General features: G+C 49.2%; 19 protein-coding genes and 3 pseudogenes. 16 read left to right on the top strand and 6 right to left on the bottom strand.

The annotated features are described in order from the left end of the window. Positions 1-43: 43 nt before the first annotated feature. Positions 44-709, bottom strand: a complete 666-nt coding sequence (locus LBCZ_RS02240; RefSeq protein WP_032958545.1) for an MgtC/SapB family protein — start codon at positions 707-709, stop codon at positions 44-46. A 251-nt stretch (positions 710-960) separates the two neighbouring features. On the opposite strand from LBCZ_RS02240, the pseudogene LBCZ_RS02235 reads away from it, so the two are divergent. Next, positions 961-1,902 (top strand): annotated as a pseudogene (locus LBCZ_RS02235) (Dyp-type peroxidase). On the opposite strand, the pseudogene LBCZ_RS16665 reads toward LBCZ_RS02235, so the two are convergent. After that, positions 1,899-2,108: pseudogene (locus LBCZ_RS16665) on the bottom strand (hypothetical protein). The pseudogenes LBCZ_RS02235 and LBCZ_RS16665 sit on opposite strands and share 4 nt — an antisense overlap. Before the next feature lie 371 nt (positions 2,109-2,479). Here LBCZ_RS16665 and LBCZ_RS02225 point away from each other — a divergent pair. Together LBCZ_RS02225 and LBCZ_RS02220 are read left to right on the top strand one after the other, a co-directional pair. Beyond that, positions 2,480-3,796 (top strand): ammonium transporter, encoded by a 1,317-nt coding sequence (locus LBCZ_RS02225; RefSeq protein WP_025012758.1) that lies wholly within the window; start codon positions 2,480-2,482, stop codon positions 3,794-3,796. A 148-nt stretch (positions 3,797-3,944) separates the two neighbouring features. Further along, a complete protein-coding gene (locus LBCZ_RS02220; RefSeq protein ID WP_039639568.1) occupies positions 3,945-4,856 on the top strand; it encodes a quinone oxidoreductase family protein in 912 nt (303 codons plus the stop codon). Positions 4,857-4,987: 131 nt separating this feature from the next. Here LBCZ_RS02220 and LBCZ_RS02215 read toward each other — a convergent pair whose 3' ends face one another. Continuing rightward, positions 4,988-5,320: a hypothetical protein gene (locus LBCZ_RS02215; protein ID WP_025012759.1), complete on the bottom strand. Its 333-nt coding sequence runs from the start codon at positions 5,318-5,320 to the stop codon at positions 4,988-4,990. A gap of 443 nt (positions 5,321-5,763) precedes the next feature. Here LBCZ_RS02215 and LBCZ_RS02210 point away from each other — a divergent pair, with 443 nt between their 5' ends. The 4 genes and pseudogenes from LBCZ_RS02210 (at position 5,764) to LBCZ_RS02195 (ending at position 9,836) form a co-directional block, all read left to right on the top strand. After that, the gene (locus tag LBCZ_RS02210) at positions 5,764-6,090 is read left to right on the top strand and encodes a heavy metal-binding domain-containing protein (RefSeq protein ID WP_025012760.1); all 327 of its coding nucleotides are present in this window, start codon (positions 5,764-5,766) and stop codon (positions 6,088-6,090) included. Between the two features lie 120 nt (positions 6,091-6,210). Then, complete coding sequence (locus tag LBCZ_RS02205) at positions 6,211-6,852, top strand: carbonic anhydrase family protein (protein WP_025012761.1); 642 nt, start codon at positions 6,211-6,213, stop codon at positions 6,850-6,852. A gap of 87 nt (positions 6,853-6,939) precedes the next feature. Next, positions 6,940-7,722, top strand: a pseudogene (locus LBCZ_RS02200) (alpha/beta fold hydrolase). A 131-nt stretch (positions 7,723-7,853) separates the two neighbouring features. Then, the gene (locus tag LBCZ_RS02195) at positions 7,854-9,836 is read left to right on the top strand and encodes a cation:proton antiporter (RefSeq protein ID WP_025012762.1); all 1,983 of its coding nucleotides are present in this window, start codon (positions 7,854-7,856) and stop codon (positions 9,834-9,836) included. A gap of 362 nt (positions 9,837-10,198) precedes the next feature. Here LBCZ_RS02195 and LBCZ_RS02190 read toward each other — a convergent pair whose 3' ends face one another. Further along, positions 10,199-12,403 (bottom strand): DUF3800 domain-containing protein, encoded by a 2,205-nt coding sequence (locus LBCZ_RS02190; protein WP_039639572.1) that lies wholly within the window; start codon positions 12,401-12,403, stop codon positions 10,199-10,201. Positions 12,404-12,625: 222 nt separating this feature from the next. On the opposite strand from LBCZ_RS02190, the gene LBCZ_RS02185 reads away from it, so the two are divergent. The 6 genes from LBCZ_RS02185 (at position 12,626) to LBCZ_RS02160 (ending at position 18,617) form a co-directional block, all read left to right on the top strand. Then, positions 12,626-14,017: an amino acid permease gene (locus tag LBCZ_RS02185; protein ID WP_039639574.1), complete on the top strand. Its 1,392-nt coding sequence runs from the start codon at positions 12,626-12,628 to the stop codon at positions 14,015-14,017. A gap of 151 nt (positions 14,018-14,168) precedes the next feature. Next, positions 14,169-15,014, top strand: coding sequence for an aldo/keto reductase (locus tag LBCZ_RS02180; protein ID WP_025012763.1), 846 nt, complete (start codon positions 14,169-14,171; stop codon positions 15,012-15,014). 118 nt (positions 15,015-15,132) lie between these two features. Further along, positions 15,133-15,756, top strand: a complete 624-nt coding sequence (locus LBCZ_RS02175) for an SDR family oxidoreductase (RefSeq protein ID WP_025012764.1) — start codon at positions 15,133-15,135, stop codon at positions 15,754-15,756. Between the two features lie 377 nt (positions 15,757-16,133). Next, positions 16,134-17,621 (top strand): ribosomal protection-like ABC-F family protein, encoded by a 1,488-nt coding sequence (gene abc-f / locus LBCZ_RS02170; RefSeq protein WP_025012765.1) that lies wholly within the window; start codon positions 16,134-16,136, stop codon positions 17,619-17,621. A gap of 108 nt (positions 17,622-17,729) precedes the next feature. After that, complete coding sequence (locus tag LBCZ_RS02165; RefSeq protein ID WP_025012766.1) at positions 17,730-18,170, top strand: OsmC family protein; 441 nt, start codon at positions 17,730-17,732, stop codon at positions 18,168-18,170. A 168-nt stretch (positions 18,171-18,338) separates the two neighbouring features. Continuing rightward, positions 18,339-18,617: a hypothetical protein gene (locus LBCZ_RS02160; RefSeq protein ID WP_025012767.1), complete on the top strand. Its 279-nt coding sequence runs from the start codon at positions 18,339-18,341 to the stop codon at positions 18,615-18,617. Positions 18,618-18,763: 146 nt separating this feature from the next. Here the strand turns inward: LBCZ_RS02160 and LBCZ_RS02155 are convergent, their stop codons facing one another. After that, positions 18,764-18,964, bottom strand: coding sequence for a cold-shock protein (locus LBCZ_RS02155; RefSeq protein WP_003563620.1), 201 nt, complete (start codon positions 18,962-18,964; stop codon positions 18,764-18,766). Between the two features lie 609 nt (positions 18,965-19,573). Here LBCZ_RS02155 and lacA point away from each other — a divergent pair. From lacA to LBCZ_RS02140, 3 genes are all read left to right on the top strand, one after another. Beyond that, entirely contained in the window at positions 19,574-20,002 is a 429-nt protein-coding gene (gene lacA, locus LBCZ_RS02150; protein WP_025012768.1) for a galactose-6-phosphate isomerase subunit LacA, read from the top strand. A 26-nt stretch (positions 20,003-20,028) separates the two neighbouring features. Beyond that, positions 20,029-20,547, top strand: a complete 519-nt coding sequence (lacB, locus tag LBCZ_RS02145; protein ID WP_039639577.1) for a galactose-6-phosphate isomerase subunit LacB — start codon at positions 20,029-20,031, stop codon at positions 20,545-20,547. A 306-nt stretch (positions 20,548-20,853) separates the two neighbouring features. After that, positions 20,854-21,153, top strand: a complete 300-nt coding sequence (locus LBCZ_RS02140; protein ID WP_025012769.1) for a helix-turn-helix domain-containing protein — start codon at positions 20,854-20,856, stop codon at positions 21,151-21,153. A 220-nt stretch (positions 21,154-21,373) separates the two neighbouring features. On the opposite strand, the gene gdhA is transcribed toward LBCZ_RS02140, so the two are convergent. Beyond that, positions 21,374-22,675, bottom strand: coding sequence for an NADP-specific glutamate dehydrogenase (gene gdhA / locus LBCZ_RS02135; protein WP_025012770.1), 1,302 nt, complete (start codon positions 22,673-22,675; stop codon positions 21,374-21,376). Positions 22,676-22,701 lie beyond the last annotated feature (26 nt).

The raw sequence follows: 22,701 nt of genomic DNA, 5'->3' as shown, positions 1-22,701 counted from the left end.
AAATAACGCTGTTTCGCCAAACGCTATCAGTTCGGCCAACTGGCTAAAACTCGATGGAAATAATATTAGGGTTGTCAGCATAGAACATCAGCAGTCGCCGCATATCTTCGTTGGCCCTGCTTTCAACATGTAAACTCATTTTCACTTCATCGCCTTCGTGCTTGATGGAGACATTCAAGACTTTGATATGATACTTGCCAAGCGTTTGGCGCATGTGTTCCATATCAAAGCCTTCATTGCGAATCCGAATCGTCAAAACCCCATTGTCGCCACTTGGCAGCCAACGATAATGGTGATGCAGGACTACCTGAATGCCCAAGACGAGCGCCGTCGCCGACAAACCCAGAATATACAGTTTGGCACCAATCGCCATCCCGACAGCAGCCGTGGTCCAGACACCAGCAGCGGTCGTCAAGCCATTGACGTTGTTGTGCCGCACCAGAATCGCGCCGGCACCAAGAAAGCTGACACCGCTGACGATCTGCGCCGCGACCCGGGAAGGATCCAACGCAATATTTTTCAAATTCAAAATATCAAAGAAACCATACTTAGAAACAATCATAATCAGTGCCGAACCCAGCGCGACAATCATGTGCGTTCGGATACCGGCATTTTTAAAGCGATTTTTGCGTTCAAACCCAATGGCAAACCCGCAAAACGCTGCGACCAGCAGTCGAATGACGAGTTCGACTTGATCCATTATTGTCATTGTCAAAACATCACAACCTTTGTTCTTACTTTACCACCCATGGCAACGGTTTAAAACGCACGAATGGGGCCCCCGACTCTGCGTGGACGTTTAACGAAAAAAGTTCAATGATAGCGGCTACTGACAGCCTTCACGACCGTCACTACAGCTTCTTAACCAAATCCTCCTGTCCAGGTGAAAATCGTTGCAATCCCTACCTGCTATGCTAAACTAAAACCAGATTAAAATGATTCTAGTTTGGAGGAGAAAGAATGGCAATTGATTTACGGGATGTACAGGATGTGTATAAAGATGCAGGGTCAGACATTATCTTTGCAACGTTTGATCTTAAGCGGGAAGACGTCGCAAGCGACAAGGAGATGATTGCCAATTTGGCGGATCATCTGTCGGCGTTCATTAATAGTCTGAATATTCGTTATCCTGATGCAAAACTGGCAACGGCTTTCGGCTTTTCGCGGAAGGCGTGGGATTATCTTTTCCCCGATGCCGAACGGCCAAAAGAGTTAGAAGCATTCCAGCCAATTGTGGGACCTAAATACACCGCTGTTGCCACCCCGGCGGATCTATTCTTCCATATCCGGTCACAAAACTCCGCCGTGCCATTTGAATTGATGTCCGAAATCATGGAAATCATCGGCGACAACACAGTCACCCTCGATGAAACCCATGGCTTCCGCTACTTTGAAGGGCGCGCCATCATTGGTTTTGTCGACGGCACGTAAAATCCCAGTGCACTGGACACACCGGAATACGCGGTGATCGGCGATGAAGATCCGGCGTTTGAAAATGGTTCGTATGCCTTCGCCCAGAAATACCAACATAACCTCGATGCCTGGAACAAACTCAAAACGGAGGATCAGGAAAAAGCCATCGGTCGTAAGAAGTTCAATGATTTTGAGTTAGCCGATGAAGAGAAACTGGTCAACTCGCACAACGTTGTGTCTCAAGACAACGAAGGCGGCGTGGAGCATAAGATCGTGCGCATGAACGTCCCCTTCAGCAATCCTGCCGAAAAAATCAACGGTACTTATTTCATCGGCTATGCCCGTCACTGGGCCGTCACCAAGCGGATGTTGCAAGGTATGTTCGACAACTCCGACCGCTTACTCGACTTCTCGACGCCATTGACCGGTGAACTGTTCTTTATTCCGTCTAAATCCGTGCTTGGGCAGATTGCGGATGGTGAGCTTTAAAAATCTGAATTTTTTAATCCTTGCCGTGCCAAACTCCGCAATCTCCGGCCAGAGGGGGCTGGAACGCTGTGGGCACGACTTTGAACCCGCAAAAACCGCGGTTTCAAAGCTCGGCCTTGGCCTAAAAAGGGAAAACCACCCGTTTAAGACCAATTTCACAGCTGAGCCCCCTCTGGCCTACGATTGCTCCGCTTTGGCGCTGACATAGCGATGTCCCTAACGAATTACTCTTAGTGAAACAAATAGCGAACATACTCACAGCTCACCAATGGAGTATGTTCGTTTTATATTGCCATTTTGAATTCTGCCCCAGCCACTTTCCTAGCAATTTCGTTCTTTTACCTCAAATTTATATAGACCAATGTGTCGAAAATCAATTGTCCCCATCGACCGTCAAGTTCTGGTGTCACATAACCTAACGCAGAAAATAATTTTTTGCAACCCGAAAAACCCTTTAACATCAGCAAGCGTATAATTCAATCGTACATTGGTCTAGATAAATACTAGACGGCGTAACCCTGCTTCGGCAAAAACCCGTGCTACAATACCACCATTCAAGATGAACGGGGTGGCACAGATGAATTTAGCCGACACAGGGTTTGTGATCATTGCGAGTGTACTGGTTTGGTTTATGACGCCGGGCCTAGCCTTCTTTTATGGTGGGCTTGTTTCTAAACGCAACGTGATTAATACCATGCTTTCGGTCTTTTATATCACCGGCATTGCCATTTTATTGTGGGTCGCCGTTGGTTACGAACTGAGTTTTAACGGTAATCTATTTGGCGTCATCGGTCAGGTACATCATTTTTTCCTGAGTGACATTTCGCTTGGCGCGGTCACAGCGGCGCGGATTCCGACCGGGGTTTATATTCTTTTCCAGATGATGTTTGCGATCATCACGCCGGCTTTATTTGTCGGGGCAGTTGTCGGGCGGATGCATTTTAAATTTCTGACCTGGTTCATCGTTTTGTGGTCACTGCTGGTTTATTATCCGCTGGTGCATTTGATTTGGAGTCCTGATGGTTTGCTGGCGGGTCTCGGCGTTCTCGATTTTGCCGGCGGGACGGTGATCCATATCAATGCGGGGATCACCGCACTGACCCTCTCCGCGTTTCTCGGGCGCCGGACTGACGAGCACACGGTTCCTTATAATCGACCATGGGTGTTGCTGGGAACCGCGATTTTATGGATCGGCTGGTATGGCTTTAATGCCGGGTCTGCGCTGGGCGTCAATCAAGCTGCCATGACCGCCGCCTTGACAACTTCGGTCGGCGCGGCGGCAGCGTTGGTTACATGGATGTGTCTCGACATCTGGCAAACCGGGCATCCAACCTTGATTGGCACTTGCACCGGCGCTTTGTGTGGCCTAGTCGGCATCACGCCCGCAACTGGCTATGTCACAAGTTTTGGCGCTACCTGCATCGGCGTTTTGGCAACGTTAGCCAGCTACTGGTTTATTAGCAAAATCAAACCACGCCTCGGGATCGATGACACCTTGGATGCATTCGGCTGTCATGGTGTGGCAGGCATTGTCGGCAGCATTCTGACCGGTGTTTTCGCCAGCAAACAGGTCGCGCCGAACATCGCCCACGCCGGTCTGGCCTATAACGGCGGCTGGCACCTGCTGCTGATCCAGTTAGCCGGCACGTTGATTGTCATCGTCCTGGTCGGGGCAATGGTCACCATCATTACCGTTGTACTGTCCCGATTCGTCAGTATCCGCGTGTCCCCTGCCGCTGAAAAAATGGGCTTGGACTACAGTGAGCATGCCGAACCGGTTGATGAAGAGGTTGCGGCTAGCTGGGAACACCACACGCCGGTCAGTTCATTTCCGGATGAGTTTAAGGGACAACTCCATGGCTTTGATCCGCGACCACATCAAGATGATCGCTAATTGAATTGCGCTTAAAAGGTTGACTAAGAGGACGCCAACTGTAACCGTTCACTTTTCCTCCACGACTTCAAGGCACTTTAATTGTCTTTTTCCCTAATCATGGTTAAAATGCCGCTAGTTTAACATTGACGTGTATGGAGGGAAGAATATGATCGGATATGGATTTAGCGAGGCAGGCGGTCCGGAAGTCATTGATGCGATTGAATTGCCGACACCGCAACCGGGTCCGCGGGAAATTCAAATCAAAACCGAAGCAATCGGCCTTAACAACCGTGATCGGATCGCACGGCAAATGGGCGGCAGCGGCTTGACTGTGCCGGGCTATGATGTTGCTGGCGTCGTAAGTGCAATTGGCAGTCGTGTCACGCAATTTAGCGAAGGCGATCGCGTCATTGCCCGAACCACCAGTGCATATGCCGAAATCGTGACCGCAGCGGCTGACATGAGTGTCTTGTTGCCAGCTGCCATCACTCCGGAAACCGGAGTTGCATTGATTACCCCTGGCGTCACTGGTTATCGCATGGTCGAACTCGGTAAAATCAAGGCCGGCGATACGGTGATTGTAAAAGGGGCTTCCGGCGGCGTTGGCTCTGCCGCGATCCAACTGGCAGTTGAACGTGGTGCCTCCGTGATCGGCATCGCCGCCAGCCGGCATGAAGCCGAGGTCAACCGCCTAGGAATCGAACATTTTGTCGCATATGATCGCGGCAACCCCGTCGATGAGCTACGCCGGACAGCTGATGTCGTCATTAATGCAGCGATGAATGGGCTTGGCGGCGATGATGATGTCGAAATGGCCAAGGATGGTGGGCTGATCGTTTCGGTTAGCCATACTGAGCCTTTACTGAGTCGCGGTGTTCGGTTCGTGCACACGCGACCACTCGGCGGCTCCGAAGTTGGACGGGCGCTGCAAACCCTCGTTGATTTAATGGCGCAAGGCAAATTGACCGTCCAAGTCGGCTACGTGTTGCCATTTACCCGCGAAGGTTTTATCAAAGGCCATCAACTGCTAGATGATCCGCAGCATGAAGGTCGAATTGTCATTAAGGTTTCTAAATAATCAAGCTCGGTTTTGTCCTGATGATCAAACCGTTAACTTAGAAGTGGTGCTTAGATCATCCGGAAGAGCGAATATTAAAAAACCGCGGTCACGCAAACCGCGGTTTTTTTGCAACTTGTTTGAACCTGATATCAATTGACAACATCCACCGGCCCATGATCGTCAACATGGTCGCCGTGAACATGTTGCAATCGACCATTCACCAAATAATCAATGTGATCGCCATGCGGTACTTGTTCATGGCCGCAGTACTCATCATGCAACTCGCCTTCAACAACCGGGCTTTCACCATCAGGATTGTTAGCAGAGACAGGAATCACAGCCTCATCAAAATGGTCTTCATGTGGGTGATGAAGATGGCCGTTCTCAAGATAATCCACATGATCACCATGCAACAGTTTGGTGTGCCCACAAGCAAGGCTGTGGTGATGATGGGCATCTACTTCCGCAATCGTATGTGCCATTAAAAGTCCTCCTCTGTCATTACCTTAGTATTTTCATCGACACTCATTTTATATCATTATTGTTTTTCTAAAGTCAATTAAAAAGCCCTTTTTCGAACTAATAATCATTACTATTTACTATATAAAGGTGCTTTTAAGGTTCGATGCAACGCCCTTTTCGTTGATTAACATTTAAACTTTTCAATTTTTTAAAACTTGTTTCTCACTAAATAATGTATTTTTATCATTAAACGATAGTGACCTTGTTAATTAGCATCTAAGCATCGTTCTTTACCATAATGTCTTCTACGTCGCTTAAGCGGCTATTTTACTTGTGATCTCCATACACGGGTGGTAATCTGATGCTGGTTATGGACACTCGACAGCATAACGATGTACTTAAATTGTAACTGTGTAAAACGAATCTTCTGACATTCATTTCAATAAGGAAAGCGGGTTTTATTGTGGCACAAGATATTCTGATTACAACGACCGAGAACATTCCCGGTAAGCATTACGAAATTATTGGCGAGGTTTTCGGCTTAACCACCCAGTCTAAAAACGTGATTAGCAACATCGGCGCATGTTTAAAAAATATTGTCGGCGGCGAAATCAAAGCTTATAGCAATATGCTGCATGAGTCACGGGAAAAGTCGATCGAGCGGTTGCGCGATGAAGCTCGCAAAGTTGGCGGCGATGCTGTTGTCATGATGCGGTTTGACTCCGGTTCAATCGGCGGCGACATGCAAAGCGTTGTTGCTTATGGAACGGCAGTTAAGCTGCTCGACTAGTCTGACCTCTCACTAACAATCCAACTCACCTCGCTCACGAGGAAAAACAGGTTTTGCTTTGGCAGGGCCTGTTTTTGAAACCATTCATCTATTCAATGCGACGAAAGGAATTAGCGTGACATGCCACCGTTAGACTATCACCATCAAGATACTTGGCCGAATGGTTTTGGCCAGCAACAGTCCCCGATTGACCTGCGTGACGCAACCGCTGCGGATCCTTCAACGTTAACCATTGAGGAGCCTTGGCTGGTGGATCAGGAAATTGACGACCACGTTACCATCCGCCTAACCGGACACGGCCGCACGCAGATTGACCAGACCCAATGGCACTTTATTCAGGCGCATCTGCATGTGCCGGCAGAACACCAAACCACCCATCAATGCGCCGCAGAATGGCATTTTGTGCACCAATCGGCTATCGGCGCACTTTGCGTCGTGGCAGTTTTATTACCGTTGGGCGATGGCGCGCCGGTGATGGACAGCGCGCTTGATCATTTCGTGACCCGCAGCGCGCAGCCAGTGGCACTGCAACTCGACAGTTTGCTGCCGCCAAAAGGAACTGTCTATCGCTACCTCGGTTCGCTGACCACACCGCCGCTAACTGAAGGCGTCACTTGGTATGTCATCGATCAAACCGCCGTCACGATCAGTCCTCACCAACGCCAACGTTTTCAGCAACTTTTCCCGGACAATCATCGACAGCTTCAGGCCCGCAATGATCGTCCAGTTTTGCGTGGCCCATTTTTGCAAGGATCGAAATAGGCTTGGCACCGTCATTGTGAGGTCGCGGTGCCCAACTTTTTTATTATCGTCTACTCGCCATGCTCACGCTCAGGAGGCTGGTGCATTATGAAACGCAAACAACCAAAACGTCATCATTGGTTAGGAAAAACTGTGCTCGGCTTATTCTTGTTGGCCGCTGGCGGTTATTGGTTCTGGTGGCAAATTGGCAGCCGACCGATCCACGCCCGAACTTATCGCAATACCAACGTCGTCACGGTTTTCATACCGGGCTACGGGAGTAACAGCCTGACATTTGGGCCCATGGTCAGCCGGTTTCAGCAGGATCACGCCACTAATCAAGTCACGACCATTAAAATCAGTGCCACCGGGAAACGCACAGTGACCGGTGCCAAGCGCTATGACGGAAAAAATCCACTTATCAGCGTTGTCTTTGAAGATGCCAAGGCACCGGTCAAAGAAACCCGGCAACTCACCGCCTTGCTACATTGGCTGCGCACCTAACATCAGGTTAAGCGGATTAACCTTGTCGGCCATTCCATGGGCAGTAACCTCAGCTTTCGGTATCTGACGACGCAGCACACTGACGCCCAACCGCAAGTGGTTAAATATATCTCGTTTGCCAGCGAATTTTATCGTGATCCCACACCGCAACTCGCATATTTTCCTAAATCCGTTCAAACGCTCGTCATTGGCGGCCAGATCTTCGGCGCAAAAGGCGACTGGGCTGTCAGCCTTGCTGGCGTCAAGCGGTACGAAAAAGAGCTTAAAGCAGCCGGCGTTCCCACATCCCTTTACATTTACCGCGGAACGCCAATCGGAGCCTACCACAGTAGCTTGCACCAAAATCCTTGTATTGATGCTGAGATACTACAGTTTTTGTTTACCTGATATCCGACATCCACTGCAACGAGCTAGCAATCAGTGTTTTTATAAATTTGGTGTTAGAATTGAGGCATCGAATCGGGTCAACCGGTGAAACGCGTTCGCTGCGCCAGCTCACGCTCTAAGGGGGGATTGCTTTGAGTCAGGTTGTTATTTTCGGCATTATGTTGGCCACCGTGATTGTTGGCAATCTGCTTGCCCGTCATATTCCTAAGATCCCTCTACCTTTCTTCCTGATTGGCCTTGGTGCAGCGTTGGCTGTCATGCCGTCGTTGCGGAACTTTGCCATTGATCCATCGGTTTTCTCCTTCGCCATCATTGCCCCATTGCTGTTTAACGAAGGTCAAAATGCATCACGACTCCAGATCGGCCGGTCTTTGACCAACATTGTGTCGCTAGCGGTTGGTTTGGTGTTGTTTTCGGTCATTATTTTAGGCTTCAGTGTTCATGCCCTTTTCCCTGTTATCCCACTCAGCTTGGCATTTGCCTTGATCGCCATTGTCACGCCTACCGACGCATCGGCAGTCAGTGCCGTTGCGCAGACGAATCCTTTGAGTGACAGCCAGATGCAGCTGTTAAATAATGAAAGTCTATTTAACGATGCAGCTGGTATTGTTGCCTTTGACTTGGCGCTTTCCGCTTATGTTTCCGGCAGTTTCTCGGCAACCGATGCGTTATTGGATTTTCTGTTTGTCTTTTTTGGTGGCATTTTAGTTGGTGCAATTATTGGTACCTTGATCGTCAATCTCCGAGCGTGGTTAATTCGGATCGGTGACGATGAGCCGCTCATTATGGTCGGCATTCAGCTGCTGACTCCGTTATTAGTTTATTTTTTGGCTGAAGAGCTGGCACTTTCCGGCATTTTGGCAGTGGTGGCGGCCGGGATTGCGCAAGGTGTTGAGCGTGACCGATTACGGCTGACCAGCGCCCGCATGCAGATCATCAGCGCCAATGTCTGGGAAATGATTGCGGCGGTTTTGTCCGGATTGGTGTTTGTCCTGTTAGGCTTATCGTTACCGAATGTTGTCATCGAAGCCTTACGCGGCCAAGCCGGCTTATTCAGTTTGCTCGTGGGAATCGGTGTTTTCATTTACGCGGCAAAATCACTGGTTCGCTTCTTTTGGAGCCGCACACTTTTACGCATCGGCAAGAAAAATCGGTGGCGCAATGCTTTGATTATGATGCTGGGCGGCGCAAACGGGACTATCACATTATCGTTGGCCTTTTCAATGCCACGAACAATTAACGGACACGAATTTGCGTTACGCCAGGGATTAATCCTGATTGCGGCGGTGGTCATCCTGCTGAGCCTGATTGTCCCGGTGGTGGTGTTACCATTTTGCGTACCAAAACAGCCGAAGCGCAATCGTCAATATATTTGGTTACGGCGCATGTTGTCGGCGGGCATCGATGCTATGCGCGACGAAACCGAACATCACAGTGAGGCCCAGATCGTCGCTGATGCCTTGTCGCAGGAAATGATTCTAAACGACAACCCATCGCGCCGGCTGCAGCGGAGCATTTTTGAAGGCACCATTACAGCGGAAAAAGCGGCGATTGAAGCGTTACGAGCTAATGGAACGATTACAAAAGATGAGGCGTATTATTATAACCGGTTTATCGACTTAAATGATTTCACGGCTGATCAGCGCTTATGGAAAAACCTGTTTTTGCGAATACGCTTTTCCATTAACATGGGGCGCATGTACAAGGCATTTAATGAAGCTCAAAACGCCTTTTTGACCACGCCGCTTAACCTGGAACCGATCTTTTGGAAGCGGCAATTCACCGCACATGGTGAGGATCTTCTGCCAATCGAACAGGCGGGATATGATGCGGTCATGAAATATCTGACACATATCGAAAATGTCCAAAACCGCAGTGCTGTCAACACGATCCGCCGCTTCTACCGCGATCGCCATCGCCGGGTTCACTCCGACTCCTTCAACGGCGACATCCTCTACGCCATGTTCCTCAAGGCCTTCCACGCCGAATATGAATTCATCCAGCAAGCATTCGCAGACGGCAAGCTAAGCCGCGACATCATGCAACGCCTGCAAACCCGCATCACATTTGACGAAATTACCTATCTGAAAAATCAGGATAGTTTCATCGTGTGACTGCGCGTACACAAAAACGGTTCCGGAAAGATGAGGTTATCATCATCTTTCCGAAACCGTTTTGCTGTTGTGGTGACTGTGAATTGTTATCGTAACTACGAAATGATTCAAGGTCTATATTCACAATCGAAATATAAAGGCGACTGAACACTTTTGTAGTGCCAAAGCGGAGCAATCGTAGGCCAGATGGGGCTCAGGAGTGAAATTGTTGTTGGTGGGGCGCCTTTTGCCCCGCCTACAACAAGGCCGAGCTTAGAGACTCTGCCGCTTTTGCAGAGGCTCTAAGTCGTGCCCACTCCGTTCCAGCCCCAGCTGGCCGGAGATTGCGTAGTTTGGCACGGCATAAAACTCCTAGCCTAACTTTAACGCTTGGCTTTTGAGTCAGAATCCAGCGCCATTTCCAGTTCATCCGCAGCTGTCTTGGCAACACTTTCGATTTTCGCCAAAACCTTGCCATACGGCTTCGGATCCTTATTGATATACCGCAACAAGCCAGCCATTCGTGCCGTCATGTCGTACCAACTCTGATTCGGCATGCCAGAAATCTGACCGACCCGCGCGTTTGGCAGAACATCGATCAACTGTTCCAAGGCATTTTTAACCACCGGCAACGCGCCCCGAACCCGATCCGAGTCCGCATACGTGGCATCGAAAATCAGTTGCATGAACCGATCAGGCTGCGAGTGCTTCGACGGGGTTGCCGCCCGCTCTGCGCGAACGCCCATGACAACCTGCTGCAACCCAAGCAATGTCAGGCGTACAAGTTGATCGTGCTGCGAAACACCAAGCTCAGGCATCGGGTTAATCCCAATCAGACTGAGTTCGTCGTGGCTCAAGCGCAAAGCTGCATTGGCAACAAAATCAGACAACTGCAAGCCAAGATGTTCACGCGAATCAGCAAACTCGAAGCGAACTTTGATCGGCCGCTCCAGTGACAGTGTCAGATAGCGGCTGACAATATCGGCCCCCATCACAAGCTGATTGCCTTCCAGCTCATTACGATGATCAATCATGATGACAATACTGTCAAAAGTGGTATCCACATCCCGCAGCACATGAATCGTTGCACCGATATACGGATAGAGATATTCCATTGACGGCGCAAAATCAGGATAAGTCGTTTTGCGTGAAAAGACCGTGTACATCCCCATATGCTCATGTTGCGCTGCTTTAATTAACTGCGTCAGCGCATCGACTTGTTTGCCGCGTGCCTTGACTTCATCGCCAGGTTCCCAACCATACGGGTAAAGCGCATCCCGAAAACCGGCAAGACTTTCATCGTCGCCTTCCGGGAAAACGGCTGCAATTCCCATATGCATCATGCGCGGATCTGGCCGCCGTTCTTCAAAACTTTCATCGATGAACAGCTGCAATTGCTTACCAGTGACCAATGGCGCTTCGGTATGCATACCATAACTGGCACGCTGATTCCGCTGACTGGTGGCGTTGGTCGCAGAGGTGTTGTTGCTCGTACTACTTGCGGTTGCACCATTTACACCATTGCGCTCATTTGACGAAGAGCGGATGACACTTGGCGTATGGGTTTCAACTTTATTGACCACAGCCGGCACATGTTGCTTGGTTGCGTCTTGACTGGTCATTGACTGCGAGGCACTGGTAGAAGCCGATTGCGTCATTGGCTGCCAGTTTTGCGGATCGGCATTGGCCGCAAACCGATTCTGCTTAGGCCGCCCCGGACGTCGGGTGCTATTTGGCTTGTTACGATCGGTCCGCACATTACGCCGTTCGTTGCGAACCGGTTCATGTTCAGACTTGCCATTACGCCGGAACGTCTCGGTTTTACCGGTTGGCGTGTGCTGTTTAGTATGCCGCGCCGTTGTTTCGTGCCGTTCATCACTTTCGGCCGGTTTCACCGAAGCCGCAGCAGACTGGCTGTTCGTTTGCGTCTGACGCTTCTTTGCTTCAGCCTGAGCTTCTTGGGTCGCAACATCCGGCTGCTGCCGAATGGTAAAGCGATGGTTCCGAGTTGACGGTCGCTTACTTGTGGTCGGCTGCTCGGTTGGCGCTTCTGAGTTAGTTGCCTGGTTTTGATGCTGATTATTCGTCCGGTTAGCCTGGCGTGCCGTCACGCTTGCCCGATTAACCCGCGTTGTCGTCCGACGCTTTGGTTGCGTGCTTGCCGCATTTTCCTGCGTGTTAGCAGCCGCTTGGGTCGTTGACTGACTGTGATTGGTTGCCGATGCGCTCGTTGAGTTGGCTTGGCTGTGTGCCGGACGTCCAACGGTTCCGGTTGAAGTTCGCTTAGCTGCCGCTTTTGGCGTAGCCGACGTCTTTGCAGCGGTCTTACGGGTTGCTACTTTAGCTGCTGGTTTCTTGGCAACAGTTTTCTTTGTCCTTTTGGTGGTGGCTGCACCTGCTGGCACTTTGCCTGATGCAATAATGCTCTCAATCTTAGCAGTCGTCTTGCGGCTGACTTTTTCACCGCGCAAGGCTTTGCGTAACGTCGGCACGGATACGCCGATGGCAACGGATGTGGCGTTGGTGTTCAGTTGGTGCTTTGCCATATAAGCATTTAATGATGTTTTTAACTTATTATCTTTATCCAAAATATTTCCTCATATCCTACTTAAATTTAAATGATTCGGTACTAGTTTAACGCAAACGAGGACGAACGAACATGATTTGGAACAGCAAGCGTTATACTTACAAATGTAGTACATGCCGGTTTCAAAAATGTCTGCATTTTGCGTTCACCTGTTTGCGCAAACTAGACTTTTCTTGTATAGTCTTTTTCTGTATGCCACTAGATGAAAGAAATGGGGATCAACATGCAACGAAAACTTAGCGGACGCCATATGCAAATGATTGCGCTTGGCGGCACCATCGGCGTAGGCCTGTTCATGGGTGCCGGCGCAACAATTAAATGGACGGGACCATCAGTTCTGATTGCGTATATTGTTGCCGGCCTTTTTCTCTATCTCATCATGCGGGCCTTGGGTGAGATGCTGTATGTCGATCCGGCAACCGGCTCGTTTGCCAAATTTGCCAGCGAATACATGCACCCGCTTTTTGGTTACTTAACCGCATGGAGTAATATTTTCCAGTTCGTGGTCGTGGGCATGTCAGAAATGATTGCCATTGGTGAATATTTTAAATTCTGGTGGCCCGGGCTGCCGGGATGGCTTCCTGGGCTCGTAGCGATCACCTTCCTTGTTTTAGCCAATCTGATTTCGGTGCGAATGTTTGGCGAATTGGAGTTCTGGTTTGCACTCATCAAAGTTGTTACCATTATTTTGATGATCGTTGCCGGACTCGGCGTCATTTTATTCGGTCTTGGCAATGGCGGCCATCCCGTGGGTATCAGTAATCTGTGGACCCACGGCGGCTTCTTCACCGGCGGCTTTAAAGGCTTTTGCTTCGCCTTATCGATTGTGCTCGGTTCTTACCAAGGTGTGGAACTTATCGGGATCACAGCAGGCGAAGCCGCTAATCCCAAGCCGACGATTGTTAAGGCGGTCAAAGATACGATTGGTCGAATCCTCATCTTCTACGTGGGCGCGATTTTCGTCATCGTGGCCATTTACCCGTGGGATCAGCTCAATACACTAGGATCACCGTTTGTGCAGACCTTTGCCAAAATCGGCATTACGTTTGCGGCATCCCTCATTAACTTCGTCGTGATCACGGCTGCCTTGTCCGGCTCAAATTCAGGCATCTATTCTGCCAGTCGGATGCTGTATACCTTGGCTGATGCCAAACAATTGCCGCGAATTTTCACCAAACTGAATCGTCATGGCGTGCCGTTTTACCCGGTCGTTTCCGTTGGCGCCGGCATTTTACTTGGTGTCATCTTAAACGCCTTATTGCCTTATGTGGCGCCTGCCGCCAAGAATGTTTTCGTGCTGGTCTATAGCTCCAGCGTTTTACCCGGCATGGTGCCGTGGGTCGTCATTCTCGTCAGCGAAACGCGCTTCCGCAAGGTTCACGCCGATAAAATGCCTGACCATCCTTTTAAAATGCCATTCGCACCTTACAGCAATTATCTCACACTTATTTTCCTTGCGTTCACTTTATTTTTCATGTTGCTCAATCCCGAAACCAGCATTTCATTGTTAGTCGGCGTGATCTTCTTGGCATTGGTCTGCGTGCACTACTTTTTCCACTATCGCACCGGGGCGAAAAAACTTCCGCCAGTCGAGCCTGATAACGATCATCGCTAAGAATTAGTGCGGTTTAGGCAGTGAAAAATTTGCATTTTTTCACTTTTAAAAGAAGCCGCGTTCTCATCTTTTGTTCCATTTTTCCGATCATGTTTTTATTTCTTCACTAGTTTGTATAATGGACTTGTAGGAAGAAAGGAAGGTTGCTTTTATGAAAACGATCAATATTGGCGACGTCACGGTACCAATTGTGGGCATGGGTACTTGGTATCTGGGCGAAGGCAACGCTGCGCAGAGTGCTCGTGAAACCGAAGCCTTAAAATACGGGCTGGATCACGGCTTGAACGTGATTGATACTGCGGAAATGTACGGGAATGGCGCTGCGGAATCACTGATCGGCGGTTTTCTGGGTGATTACAACCGGAGCGACATTTATTTGATTTCCAAGTTCTACCCGTCCCATGCAGACAAAAAGCAAATGCGGACGGCGCTGACCAATAGCCTGTCCCGCCTTAAAACCGATTACCTCGATCTCTACTTGTTGCATTGGCGTGGGGCAACCCCGTTAGCAGAAACGCTTGAAGGCCTCCAGGAATTGAAAAAAGAAGGCCTGATTCGCCAATACGGTGTTTCCAATTTTGATGTTGACGACATGGATCAACTCACGATGGAACCCGGTGGCGATCAAGTTGCCGCTAACGAAGTGTTATACAATTTGCAATCACGCGGCATTGAATATGACCTCCTACCACGTCAAAAGCAAGCCGGCATCACGACGATTGGCTACTCGCCTTATGGTTCCGGCAGTGGTAAGTCAATCAAGTTGACCCCGGAGCTCGTGGATCTGGCCAAAGCCAAGGGCGTTTCAACCCATCAGCTTATGCTGGCGTGGCTACTGCGTAATGGTGATGTGCTGTCGATCCCGCGTACCGGCGAAGCGAGCCACATGGCCGAAAATATCGCAGCTGCCGACGTTACATTTACGCCGGATGAACTAGCGCTGTTTGACCAAGCGTTCCCGGCACCGCGTCACCATATTCCGCTTGAAATAATTTAAACCTAGCACACTGCCGGTCTTGAGCGTCGCTTAGTCTAAAAAATTCGGCGAGCGCTTTCATGCCTCAATAAAAACCGTTATACTGATAACAACTATTTTTCAGGAAAGGACCTTTGTTGTGAAAATCTTTGTTGTCGGTGCCCACGGCCAAATTGGCCAGCTATTGGTGCACAAACTATTGGATCGCGGCGATACCGTGACAGGCGGTTATCGCGATCCCCTCACCCAGACACCAGATCCGCAGAAAAACTTTCGGGCAGTCGAACTTAATCTCGCATGGCCGGTCTCACGCTTGACGGAACTTTTTGCCGGCCACGACGCCATTATCTTTGCTGCCGGTTCGCGGGGCAAGGACCTACTCGGCGTGGATCTCGACGGCGCAATTAAAACCATGAAAGCTGCTGAAGCCGATGATGTTGGCCTCTTCATTATGTTAAGCGCGTTGGATGCCGAGGATCCCGCAAAGTGGCCTGATGAGCTGCACGATTATTATATTGCCAAGTACTACGCTGATGAGTGGCTGATCCATAACACTGATCTGGACTATGTCATTGTCCAGCCGACTGCCCTCACCAATGACCCGGCGCAAGGCACCATCACGCTGCAACCGCAACGGCCATCGACCATTCCGCGAGCCGATGTCGCTGATGTCCTCGTCGCTGCTTTAGACAGCAACCGCCAGCGCGAAACAATCAAAATCGCCAGTGGCAACACGCCAATCGCTGAAGCCGTTAAAAGTTGACGAACCGGTCCAGCCGTGCTAATTTAAAAACAACGTTAAAGCGAAAGTGAGGTCTGTCCATTGAAGTAAGCCAATTGTTGAAAATGTCCAAGTCCTGTTCTCAGCAACGGGATCAGTGCGGACTTTTTGACAATTGGGCTTGATCAATGGCGGAGACTCCGTTTATTTTGATCAGCCCTAGATTTTTTAGGGCTGTTTTTTTATGAGCGTGAACCGGCGCGCTCAGGAGCCGGCTCACGCGTTACGGAAAGTTGGACATGAATTGCCAAGCGTTGTCAGTTACGATGTCGCTACCACCGCCGTAGTCCCGAAAACTCAAAAAGTCAGCTGATCTTTCTTCTGATAACACAGGCATATCCGCGAAAGGACGTGGCTGTATGTCAACGATTCAAATCAAACATCTTTATTTTGCCTATGACGGCCAGGCGCCACTTTTTAGCGATGCCGGATTTAACCTCGATACAGGATGGCAACTTGGCTTGGTTGGCAGGAATGGACGCGGTAAAACCACGTTGCTGCGGTTATTGCAGCAGCAATTGGATTATCGCGGAACGATCACGGTCCCCGTATCCTTGCGCTATTTTCCACAAGCGCTGGATGAAAGCCAACTGACACTTCACGCAGCACAAGCCTCCCAGGACGTAGCACAATGGCAACTGGAACGCGAACTTAATTTGCTGCATGCCGACCCTGATATCTTGTGGCGGCCGTTTCGAGATCTATCTGGCGGTGAGCAAACCAAGGTCCGCCTCGCCTTGCTCTTCATCCGAGACGATGGCTTTGCACTCATTGACGAGCCGACGAATCACCTCGACTTGCGCAGTCGTCGCCAAGTCGCTGCCTACCTAAAACAAAAATCTGGCTTCATCGTGGTCAGTCACGACCGAGATTTTCTTGACGCCGTCACCGACCACACACTGGCTATCGAACGCAAAAAGATCACGCTTTACCAAGGCAACTACACCACCTTTACCACGGAAAAGCAGCGGCAGGATCAAACCGAACTCGCGCAAAATGCTCAGCTAAAAAATGAAATTAATCGATTGAAACAAACCGCCCATGACAAAAAAGTTTGGGCGGAAAACAAAGAACGCAGCGTTTACGGCAATCGCCACGAGAAAGATAGCGGGCACAATAATACCCGCGGCTTCATCAGCGCCCGGGCAGCAAGGACCATGAAAAAAAGCAAAAACCTGGAACACCGCATGGATAAGGAAATTGCGGCAAAAGAACAGTTGCTTAAAAATTTGGAGAAAGTCGATCCACTCACCATGGCGCCACACCCAACCCATCATCACCATTTGATTGTGGCCGAAAATGTTCAGGTCGGTTATGATCAGCCGCTTTTCCAGCCAATTTCATTTACGTTGCACCCCGGCGACCGAGTGGCGATCGTCGGTGAAAATGGCAGCGGTAAATCGACGTTGATCCGTGCTTTACTGGGCCATTTTACCGGCAATCAAACCGGGCTTCTGACCTTGGCGCCGGTTGCTTTGAGTTTGGTGCGCCAGCAATATCCTGACAATCGCGGGTTACTACCGGACTTTGCCGAAAAGCGGCACCTCAACCTCGAAGTTTTGCTTAACAACTTGCGTAAGCTCGGGATGCCGCGCGCCGATTTTGCCACGCCGATCGAACGCCTTAGTATGGGTCAGCAAAAGAAAGTCGAAGTCGCGCGTTCATTGGCGACGCCAGCCTCTCTGTATATTTGGGACGAGCCGCTCAATTATCTGGACACTTACAATCAAGACCAGATCATGGCCGCGATCACCCGCTATCAGCCAACGATGCTATTTGTGGAACACGATGAGCATTTTATCAATGAAATTGCCACGAAAGTTGTCCGCCTGACGCCACTAACCTAATCAGAAACGGAGCCGCCCGGCATGATATCCGAGACACATTGCCCGCAAATTAAGCGGTTCCATGGTATACTCACGGTGAAAGCTTCAAAACAAGAAAGGATGGATAGCATGGCAGAACGATCTTTGTATCATACCTATGTCCGCAACGAAAATGGTTTAGTCGGTGAAAGTTATGTCGAAGGCAATCAAGGGTTAGCTCTTGGTGTTTCCAGTTCGCTTCTGGACGCTCCTGGTACCAATCCGGAGCAATTTATTGCATTTGCCCTGTCCACTTGTTTCAACGCAACGATTCGCATCGTCCAGCATCGTGAAGGTACTGCAGAAGATTCGCAACTACGCACCCGGGTGGACATTGAGCGCGACAAAATCGGCTACAAATTCATTGTCGACGCGCAAATTCTCATGCCAAGTCACACACGCGAAGAAGCGCAAAAAATTGTGACCCAGGCATTAGATGAGTGCCCAGTCGCTAAACTGTTAAAAGAAAACGAAAATGTCAGCTTCCGAATTGTTGACGAGTTCACCGATGAGCCGACGTTAGGTGAATAATGAGCGGTAATAGCCGTTCTTCGTCTACATTCGCTTAAGCAAAAAAGTACGCCAGGAATCTTCCGAGACTTCTGACGTACTTTTTTTATTTTTCCGTCAAGAATTCTGTATCTCAAAACCTTAATCCACCGTGCGCGTTACACTTGACCATAAGTGGAGATGGTAAGGATGATCAAGCAAGGTAACGGACAAACAACGCATCATTTAGGATTGGCGCTTTGTATGTGGTTAGGCAGCATCGCTTTTCTGGCGACTGGCGTCTGGGCCACCATTTTATTAGTGCTCACGTCCCGAATCACAGCCGCACTCATCATCACCTTGATCGGCGGTTGGGTGACGCTCGCTGGTATCTTCGCATGTTTTGTCACCCTAGGTTTGTTTCTTGCGGCAATGCCCTTTGCTTGCTGGGTTTTGACGAGTGTGTGGCGGTTGACGTTGGAGCGGTGAATTTGTGTCATGAGATCCGAGTCTGCTCTTGAGGCTTTCTATTGACGGCAATGGCATCGTCGACTGTTGTGTTTTATAACGCGCTCCCTAGCACAAAAAAAATCCACCTAGTTTCCTAGGTGGATCCTTCTTTAACGAACCAAGAATTAAAGCTTGGTAACGTTAGCAGCCTGAGGGCCACGATCAGATTGTTCTACATCGTAGGAAACAGCCTGACCTTCGTCAAGACTCTTGTAGCCTTCGCCGTTGATGGCGCTGAAATGTACAAAGACGTCTTGGCCGTCTTCACCAGTGATGAAGCCGTAACCCTTATCAGCGTTGAACCATTTAACTGTACCTTTTTGCATGAAAGTGAATCTCCTTTTCAAAACTAACAACAACAGACAACCGTAATCCTAAAAAGGAAATTCATGTTACATGATGTTTCCCGTTCAAGTATTACCATGAATAGACTATAACACGTCCGGCAAAAAAAAACTAATTTTTTTGCAAATTAACCGCAATTAATTTGCTGATAGCGCTCACTTACAAGAAAATCAGGCTTGTCAGCACAGCAATTAGTCTAGACCAATGCGCATAGCAACTTGATTTTATTAGTTGGCAAATTACCGATCACTCTGATGACGATGATTTACCCAGTAAACGAATCAAACCACGTCACACTTTTACGTGTAGCTCGATTCAATTTTTCCATCAACTTAAGACGTGCTAAAACTTCCTCTTCTAACTAGAAAGTGTATTTTAGGCCTTTACACTAAAAAGATTCGATGCTACATTGTGGTTGACGAATGAAACATAAGTGAACACACAGAAACAAATATAAACATTCCGCAAAAAATTGCTTGTAACTTTTTTCTTCGGGGGCTCTCCCCCACTGACTTTCTTCAAAACGATCAGCTTGCCCCGCCAGTATCTGAGTCACAAATGCTATTCAATTAATCAAAGGAGTGACAATTTTGGATGTTGTGATTGGTGCTGATCAGGACGGTTTTGCTATGAAGGAACAGGTCAAGGACTATCTCAAGCAGCGCGACTACCATGTCATTGATGTAACGCCGCAACCAGCGAAGAATTTTGTTGAGTCTGCTTTGGGTGTGACCAAAGAAGTGATGGCAGGCAAGGCGCATAAAGGCTTGATGTTTGACCGTTACGGCGTTGGCTCAACAATGGCTTCTACCAAAGTCAAGGGTATGGTCGCAACCAATGTCGGTGACGAAACCGCTGCACATCAAACTACCGAACATAATGGTGCCAAAGCCATTGCGATCGGTACTGGACTTATCGGCCTAGATCGGGCGCTCGGCCTAATTCAACGTTACCTGGACGCGGAATACGTCGACGGCCGCCACCAAGTTCGCCTCGATATGCTTGCGAAAATGATCTAGCTTTGGAAGAAAGGAAGTCTGACCCCATGATTATTTCTTTAGGTAATGATCATATTGTGACTTACATGAAGATTAAGATCTCGAATTTTTTAAAGCATGCTGGCTATCAAGTTATTGATGAAGGCACCTACGACACCGTCCGGACGCACTATCCGATTTATGGCAAGAAGGTTGCTGAAGATGTCGCCGATGGTTGTGCTGATCTAGGCATTGTTTTGTGTGGCGACGGCAGCGGCATTACCATGGCCGCCAATAAAAACGAAGGTATTCGCGCTGCCATGGTGAACGACGCTGCAGCAGCCAAGTATGCTCGCGAGCAACTAAATGCGAACGTACTGGGCTTCGGCGGTGCCAGCATCGGTGAACATCTGGCATACGATATCATCAAGGCCTATCTGGACGCCACCTACAAAGAAACGCCAGAAAATGTGGAATTGATCAAAGAAATTGACCACATTGCCAAACCAAACCCTGATCAAAAAGATAATCCGCACTTTTTTGATGAAGAAAACGAAAAATGGGCCGAGCGCGTCTATCACGATTAGTCGCGTCTAGGTTGCCATCGGATTAACCAATACGGTGATTTAGTTGTCACCGTAGCAAAAAGGCTTGGAATTCCGAGCCTTTTTTTGATGCCGTCATCTCTTTCTAGGAATTTGTCATTGTGACTTCATCGTGCGTCGTGCTTAAGCGTCGTAAAATGGATAATATGAGTCGACACATACCATAAAATCGTATACTATCAAAACGTAGCAGGGTGGAACAATGGCGCTAATTTCATGATCCGCCTTATTTTCGCAAACAGCAGCGTTGAAAAAAGTTGTTCAACGTCTCAAGAAAAGGCGAATAACGTGACTAAAAGTACACTCAAAAGAAGTATTGAAGAGCCCAATCAGCTATTAGACGGAAATGATCCTGGCGTTGAACGGCATGAGCGACATCTACCAACACCGCCTGAGTTTACCGGCGAAGAAATCAAGAAAATTCGTCAGCAAATCCCGGCAACACAACTCGTTTTTGCCCAAATTATGGCAGCTTCTCCTCGTACCGTTCAAGCTTGGGAAACGAACCGCAGCAAACCAAATGGGCCGGCTCGTCGGCTCATGCAACTGATTGAACTTGATCCGTCAGTGGCGCGGCTTTTGATGTAGAAAAGGAACAGAATTTGATGCCAAGTACCGTTTTACGGACGGCTGCTCTGTTGATAATTTTTTGGCTCACGCGCACATATAAAACAAACGGCGATCAGATAACCTCATGATTATCCGACCGCCGTTGTTTTCGTGCTTTTGATCTCGTCAATGGAGAGGCCATGCGGAAACTCAGCGCTTTAAATCCACTATTTCACCTCTTGTCATCATAACGAATTGCCTACATTCCCTGCGCATACATAGCATCTGCCACTTTCAGAAAACCGGCGATGTTCGCCCCCGCTTCGTAGTTACCGGGCACGCCGTATTCGTCAGCAGCATCGTCACTCGCCTTAAAAATGTGTTGCATGATTTCGTGTAGTTGACTGTCGACCTTTTCAAAACTGTCACTTTCGCGGCGGGAATTCTGGCCCATTTCCAGCGCTGAAACAGCGACACCGCCAGCATTGGCAGCGATCGCGTCCGGATTGCTCGGCATATTGGCGCCTTCAGCAACCGCAATCACGCCAGCTGCCTTAAACCGCGCCGCCTGTTGACCATCAATTTCGTTTTGCGTGGCGCAAGGCAATGCCAGATCAAACTTAAGATCGGTGGCATCCCAGACTGAACCTTCATGATATTCGGCTCCAGCCACTCGGTCCGCATAAGCTTTAATGCGACCGCGTTCGACTTCCTTGATTTGTTTGACCACCGCAACATCAATCCCGTTTTCATCGACCACATAGCCGCTTGAATCGGAAACGGTCAGCACCTTGACGCCCAGTGCCTCAGCCTTCTCAGCAGCATGAATCGCAACGTTACCGGCACCGGAAATGACCGCACGTTTGTCGGCCAACGTTTCGCCATTGGCTTTCAATAATTCATCGGTGTAGTAAATCAAACCATAGCCAGTCGCTTCCGTCCGCGCCAACGAACCACCATAACTGAGCCCTTTACCGGTTAAAACGCCACGTTGCGCCCCTTTTAACCGTTTGTATTGACCGTATAGATACCCAATCTCGCGGGCACCGACACCAATGTCCCCAGCCGGCACATCCAAATCCGGCCCGATATACTTGCTCAGTTCGGTCATGAAGCTCTGGCAAAACCGCATCACTTCGGCATCCGACTTCCCTTTTGGATCGAAATCGGAACCACCCTTGGCCCCGCCGATCGGCAAAGTAGTCAGACTATTTTTAAAAATCTGTTCGAAGCCTAAAAACTTCACAATACTGAGATTGACGGAAGGATGCAGTCGCAGGCCACCTTTGTATGGACCAATCGCCGAGTTAAACTGAACGCGAAATCCGCGATTGACTTGAATACTTCCTTGATCATCCTGCCACGGAACGGCAAATTGAATCGCCCGCTCCGGCTCAACCAATCGCCCAAGAACATTGGCCTTCACATACTCCGGATGCTTCTCAAACACCGGCGTAATCGTGTTTAAAAGCGTTGAGGCCGCCTCAAAAAATTCTGGTTGGTTAGGATCACGTTGCTTAAGCGTTGCAAGCACTGACTGCACATAAGATGCTGCTGACATGGGGAACCACCTTTCTCAAAAAACGT

Source organism: Lacticaseibacillus casei DSM 20011 = JCM 1134 = ATCC 393, from assembly GCF_000829055.1.
In the GTDB taxonomy this organism is placed as follows: Bacteria; Bacillota; Bacilli; order Lactobacillales; family Lactobacillaceae; genus Lacticaseibacillus; species Lacticaseibacillus casei.
The sequence above is the reverse complement of the archived record's forward strand: the minus strand, read 5'-3'. Positions and strand labels throughout refer to the sequence as shown.

Coding starts and splice junctions, on each gene's coding strand:
- LBCZ_RS02240 (WP_032958545.1), bottom strand. CDS start 709: ATGACAATAATGGATCAAGTCGAACTCGTCATTCGACTGCTGGTCGCA.
- LBCZ_RS02225 (WP_025012758.1), top strand. CDS start 2,480: ATGAATTTAGCCGACACAGGGTTTGTGATCATTGCGAGTGTACTGGTT.
- LBCZ_RS02220 (WP_039639568.1), top strand. CDS start 3,945: ATGATCGGATATGGATTTAGCGAGGCAGGCGGTCCGGAAGTCATTGAT.
- LBCZ_RS02215 (WP_025012759.1), bottom strand. CDS start 5,320: ATGGCACATACGATTGCGGAAGTAGATGCCCATCATCACCACAGCCTT.
- LBCZ_RS02205 (WP_025012761.1), top strand. CDS start 6,211: ATGCCACCGTTAGACTATCACCATCAAGATACTTGGCCGAATGGTTTT.
- LBCZ_RS02185 (WP_039639574.1), top strand. CDS start 12,626: ATGCAACGAAAACTTAGCGGACGCCATATGCAAATGATTGCGCTTGGC.
- LBCZ_RS02180 (WP_025012763.1), top strand. CDS start 14,169: ATGAAAACGATCAATATTGGCGACGTCACGGTACCAATTGTGGGCATG.
- abc-f (WP_025012765.1), top strand. CDS start 16,134: ATGTCAACGATTCAAATCAAACATCTTTATTTTGCCTATGACGGCCAG.
- LBCZ_RS02165 (WP_025012766.1), top strand. CDS start 17,730: ATGGCAGAACGATCTTTGTATCATACCTATGTCCGCAACGAAAATGGT.
- LBCZ_RS02160 (WP_025012767.1), top strand. CDS start 18,339: ATGATCAAGCAAGGTAACGGACAAACAACGCATCATTTAGGATTGGCG.
- LBCZ_RS02155 (WP_003563620.1), bottom strand. CDS start 18,964: ATGCAAAAAGGTACAGTTAAATGGTTCAACGCTGATAAGGGTTACGGC.
- lacB (WP_039639577.1), top strand. CDS start 20,029: ATGATTATTTCTTTAGGTAATGATCATATTGTGACTTACATGAAGATT.
- gdhA (WP_025012770.1), bottom strand. CDS start 22,675: ATGTCAGCAGCATCTTATGTGCAGTCAGTGCTTGCAACGCTTAAGCAA.